We start from the raw sequence: 5,670 nt of genomic DNA on the forward strand, positions 1-5,670 counted from the left end.
GCTTGTATTTCATTTTTTTTCAATTTTAGAAATACACTACAAAGAGCAACATAATGTCAAATTTTATGCTAACTCATTATTTGTTACAGCCGGCCATCTTAACAAATCAATTAAGGATGTAACAGGTAAAACTGCTAAACAATGGATAGAAGAAGAAATCATTATAGAAGCAAAGAAAATGCTTCAAAACGATGATTTGACCATTTCAAGTATCAGTGATGAATTACAATTTAGTAGTCCATCGTTTTTTAGTAATTTTTTTAAAAAACATATTTCTATATCTCCATCGGAATATCGTTTAAGACTAACTCTTTAGACGAATAAAGAAATTAAAAAATAGTATAAAAACTTAGGAAAGAAAACATATGGCATTTTTATAAGAGAATAATTGTTTCACTTTAATATTGTTAATTATGATACGATCCATTTACAGAGACGCACTTTCGAGTATTCACAAACAAGAACAAAAAGTCAGCTTAGAATCAGCACACATAATTAATGAAGCTCATCATATGACTATTTTTCTTCGTGATTTATTATCAGAGGTAAAAAAGTTAGTACTAGAACATCGTTTTAGTAATGAAAAAGAAGAAATTGAATTCTTTAAAAAAGTCAAGCCACAAATATTAGGAAAACTGATTTACTATAATAAAGTGTACAGAATAGAAATCTCATGTCCTGTAAGTAATGGAAAATTATATCATAAATATTTTTCTAATGAATTGGAACTCCTAAAACAAGAATATAAAGAACACATTTATAATTCTGATTTTTATCGTTACTATCGTTCAGGGAGAACAGACAGAGATCATGACTTTTTTCAATTAGGAAAAGTTAACCTTAACATAGGTATGAACAGTTTTATTTTTGAAATCGATAATCATTTTTCCACCTATTATGACTATAAAATTGCTAGAATCATTGCCAACGAACTGCTTTATACTTATTTGCTTTCTAAAATAAACTTTGAAGATAATTCTAATCTAATCATACAAAATTCGGAAAATACTAAAGATGTATTTTGGACAGATTCTAAAAATGCCCTAATAGAATTGATTTATGCTCTTTATGTATCTGGAGCAATTTCGAATGGTAAAATTGGTATTAGGAAAATCAGTTTAATTTTTCAATTACTATTTCGCACAGAATTAGGAGATATTCATCACGCTTTCCATCGAATGAAAGATCGAGCTGGTAATCGAACACTTTTTTTAGACCAACTCAAATCATCATTAGAACAATATATGGATAAAGACTTATAGCATTTCTAAAAGTTATACTTGTAAAATTTCTCTTTATACCAATATGTGCCAATTGGCATGACTTCTCTAAGTTACTCTCACATAATCGCAAAAACACATGAAATCTAACGATAATTATTAGTTTTTCAAATTCAAAAAAAAATAAAAATCTGCATATTCAATGGGTAAAACTTGGCACACAATCCACGTCAATCTTTACAACTTTGTATTCACAAAATGATACAAAATTAAAAGTTATGAATATAGACAGAATAGAATTTATAGCATGGATGGAACGAATTATGGAGAGATTTGATATCTTAAAAGACCATATTAATGCTTCTCAAAAACAGCGAAACAGTATCGATGGGGAAGAACTTTTGGATAATCAGGATTTACTTCAAATGCTAAAAGTTAGCTCACGTTCCTTACAACGATATCGCTCCACAGGCAAACTACCCTATTATACCATAAGTGGAAAACTCTATTACAAACTATCCGATGTGCATCAATTTATCCGAGAAAGTTTTAATACTCCATTAGCAAGAATAAAGGACAAAAGCTGACAAATAATCCCACGTAAAGTCTAAGTGTAAACCGATTATAAGCACTCATTAACTTCGGATTTATAAAGTATTAATAATCATTATTATGAGTAAAAAGACAACGAATAAACAGGAAATCACTGAACAATTATCGGACATATTGTTGGTATTGGATAAAGAAAAAATGAAAATCCAAGCTGTAAAAAGTATTGACGAAAAAGGAAAAATGGAAACCGTTGAACCCACGAAAAAAAACCAAAATCAGTTTATGCGGATCGACAAGCACGGCGATTTCCTTTCCAATTTCTTCTCCAACTTCATAAGTCAACTAAAAAACCCTACCAAATTCTCGTTTTTCAACGGACCCGCAAACTTCGCCGTTGAAATAGCGGAAGAATTGCAAAGACGGGTAGATAATCCAACGCCAGAGAACAAAGAATTTTTTAAAAAAGCTGAGTTAAAAGCTGAACAAAAACAAGTAAATAAAAATAATATGGAAACAACACAAACAACACCAAAAACAAGTGAATACCACTTTAATCCCGAAATGATTGATTGGGACACAATGAAAAACATTGGATTAAGCAAGGAGTATCTTGAAAAAAGAAACCTACTAGAACCTTTATTAAAAGGCTACAAAACCAATGAACTTTTACCGATAGGCATTAATCTTGGAGGTTCTATCCTCCGCACAGATGCCCGCCTATCTTTACAGCAAGGTGAAGCTGGGAATATTATCGTGGCAATACACGGTATCAAAAAAGAACCTAACCTGCACTTTGAGTTCTTTGGTCATAAGTTTACAGATGATGACAAGAAAAACTTGCTCGAAACAGGAAATATGGGACGTGTAGTTAATCTAATTAACTCTAAAACGAACGAACTAATACCGTCTATTATCAGTATAGACAGACTTACCAATGATATTATTGCCTTACGGACGGATTTTATTAAAATTCCAGATGAAATAAAGGGTGTAAAGCTAAATGATGATCAAAAGCAAACCTTAATGGAAGGCAAACCACTTCACATCGAGGGAATGATCTCCAAAAAAGGGACCGAATTCTCTGCTTCAGTACAGTTCAATGCAGACAAACGTTACGTGGAGTTCCTATTTGACCGTAATAATTCCAACAGGCAAACCCATAGTAACGCTCAAACTCAAAATAATCAGCAAAGCCAACCGCAGGAAGCTCTAAAAACATTCCGTGGTAAGGAATTGACCGATGAGCAACATAAGGATTTCAAAAACGGTCAAACCGTTTACATTGATGGATTGAAAGATAAAAAAGGGCAACCGTATCAGGGTTATATTACTTTCAACAAGGAAACCGGAAAAACAAGCTTTGAGTTTCCTAATCAATATAAGGAAAGAATGCAACCAACTGAAGTCCATAAAACACAAACTGCTGTCAATTCGGAAGGTAAAACCAATGAGGCTACCAAAAATATTAAAGAACCTTTAAAATCCGAGCAAAAAAATCCAGACAGTAAAAAACAACAGGAGGAACAGGAAAAACTAAAAGCACCTGCTAAAACCAGAAGCAGAAAAATATAATCACAAATTGGAATGTATTATGAAAGCAGTAATTGCAGAAAAACCAAGTGTGGCTCGTGAAATAGCATATCACTTGGGAGCCGTGGAAAAAAAAGAAGGTTATCTTCAGGGAAACGGTTATTGTGTTACCTGGGCATTGGGTCATCTTGTAGGATTAGCAATACCTGAAGATTATGGAATTTCAGGATTTCAAAAAGAATCTTTACCGATATTGCCCAATCCTTTTTTACTGACGATTCGAAAAGTAAAAAAAGACAAAAGTTATACTGATGATATAGGTGCGTTAAAACAGTTGAAAGTAATTGAACAAGTCATCAACCGCTCAGACAGCATCATTGTTGCTACTGATGCTGGGCGTGAAGGTGAATTGATATTCCGTTATATTTATGAATATCTCAATTGCAATAAGACTTTTGAACGCTTATGGATTAACTCGCTTACTGAAAAAGCCATCAAACAGGGATTTGAGAATCTGAAACCTAGTAGCGATTTTGACGGATTGTATAAGGCAGCACAAGGTAGAAGCCGTGCTGACTGGTTAGTAGGAATTAATGCTTCACAGGCATTGAGTATTGCCTCAGACTTCGGGGTTTATTCATTGGGGCGGGTACAAACACCTACATTAGCTTTAATCTGTAAAAGGTTTTTGGAGAACAAAAACTTTACTGTACAAACCTATTGGCAAATCCAATTGGAACACCGCAAGGATTTTTTAGATTTTAAAAGTCTTTCTAAAAACAAATGGAACAATAAAAAACAGGCAGACGAAACACTAAAATCCATCCGACGAAACGAAACAGCTATTGTAACAGATATAGAAAATAAAACTGTTACCGAGCAGCCTCCCCTTCTATTTGACTTGACGGGATTGCAGAAAGAAGCCAATAAAAGACTAGGATTATCGGCAGAAGAAACCCTATCTGTTGCTCAAGATTTATATGAAAAGAAATTCATTACCTATCCGAGGACAGGAAGCAAATACATTCCCGAAGATGTATGGCAAGAAATTCCCGGACTTATAAGGGCATTGGAAAGCCGTACTTCTCTGAAAGAGGCTGTGTCCAAAATAAAATATGTACGCCTCAACAAACGTATCGTTAACGATTTAAAGGTAACCGATCACCACGGTTTATTGATAACGTATAAAATCCCTTCCGCATTATCGGCAATGGAAAATGCAATCTATGATTTGATTGCTTTTAGATTGCTGGAAGCTGTTTCGCAGGCTTGTACCAAAAAAATAACCGATATTGTTTTACAGTCTTCTGCTATTGAATTTGGAATGAAAGGTATCAAAATACTTGAACTCGGATGGCGTGCTGTTAAAAGTAACTTTTCAGATGAAGACAATGAACCGGTTCAGGAGCTACCTGAACTAAAAACAGGTGATGAACTGAAAATTAAAAATGCAGTAGTTTTGGAAAAGAAAACTAAACCGCCAGTTCTCTATACCGAAGCTGGTCTATTATCCGCAATGGAGAATGCAGGAAATCAAATTGAAAATGAAGAAGAGCGGAAAGCTCTACAAAATATCGGTATCGGTACTCCAGCTACAAGGGCAGCAATTATCGAAACATTGTTTACCCGAAATTATATACAAAGAGAAAAAAAATTACTTATTCCGACCGAAAAAGGATTACAGGTTTATAAAATTGTCAAAGACAAAAAAATCTCTGATGTGGCAATGACAGCTGAATGGGAGCTGGCTTTGCAGAAAATAGAAAACAACGAAGTCGATGCTTATGTTTTCCAGAAAAAAATGGAAGACTATGCAGCTTCAATTACTCATGAACTGCTACAAACTTCCATTACCAGAGAAAACCTGCCGGAACTCATTTGTCCAAAATGCAAAAAACAACGGTTGATTATCAGAGATAAAATTGTTAAATGTCTTGATGTAGCATGTAGCTGGGTTCAGTTCCGTAACATATGTGGAGTGCAAATCAGCATAGCAAATATTGAAAGCTTGGTCAATACAAATAGAACCTCTTTAATAAAAGGAATGAAAGCTAAATCAGGAAAAAAATTTGATGCTTATATTACCCTGAACAACAAAGCAGAAACTTCATTTGAATTTGAAAAATAACTGATTAAAAAAATATAAATTAAAAAAGTAGATTATTATAATCACTTTTTATCAAGATTGTCAAAAAAGGCTTATTTAGGCAAATAACATCTGATGATGTGATGTTTTCTGTATGCATAAAATACATGCATCCTTAACTCAATCTAGTTCAAATCATTATTAACTTTCTTCAAATCGCTTATAATAATAAAGGTATGTTTATTTACTATGGTATTATACTCAATTGAAAAAACTTTTATA

At 33.3% G+C, this 5,670-nt stretch carries 5 protein-coding genes; all 5 read left to right on the plus strand.

Features of this window, described 5'->3' with window-relative positions:
• Positions 1-316: helix-turn-helix domain-containing protein (locus C0512_RS14415; protein ID WP_290862788.1), on the plus strand; the 316-nt coding region annotated here is incomplete at its 5' end.
• A gap of 97 nt (positions 317-413) precedes the next feature.
• Entirely contained in the window at positions 414-1,262 is an 849-nt protein-coding gene (locus C0512_RS14420) for an RteC domain-containing protein (protein ID WP_290862790.1), read from the plus strand.
• Between the two features lie 236 nt (positions 1,263-1,498).
• A complete protein-coding gene (locus C0512_RS14425; protein ID WP_290862792.1) occupies positions 1,499-1,807 on the plus strand; it encodes a helix-turn-helix domain-containing protein in 309 nt (102 codons plus the stop codon).
• A gap of 85 nt (positions 1,808-1,892) precedes the next feature.
• Positions 1,893-3,344: a DUF3945 domain-containing protein gene (locus C0512_RS14430; protein ID WP_290862794.1), complete on the plus strand. Its 1,452-nt coding sequence runs from the start codon at positions 1,893-1,895 to the stop codon at positions 3,342-3,344.
• A 19-nt stretch (positions 3,345-3,363) separates the two neighbouring features.
• The gene (locus C0512_RS14435; RefSeq protein WP_290862796.1) at positions 3,364-5,430 is read left to right on the plus strand and encodes a type IA DNA topoisomerase; all 2,067 of its coding nucleotides are present in this window, start codon (positions 3,364-3,366) and stop codon (positions 5,428-5,430) included.
• Positions 5,431-5,670: the final 240 nt, after the last annotated feature.

Origin of the sequence: Flavobacterium sp., from assembly GCF_013822155.1 — a bacterium.
Classification (GTDB): Bacteria; Bacteroidota; Bacteroidia; order Flavobacteriales; family Flavobacteriaceae; genus Flavobacterium.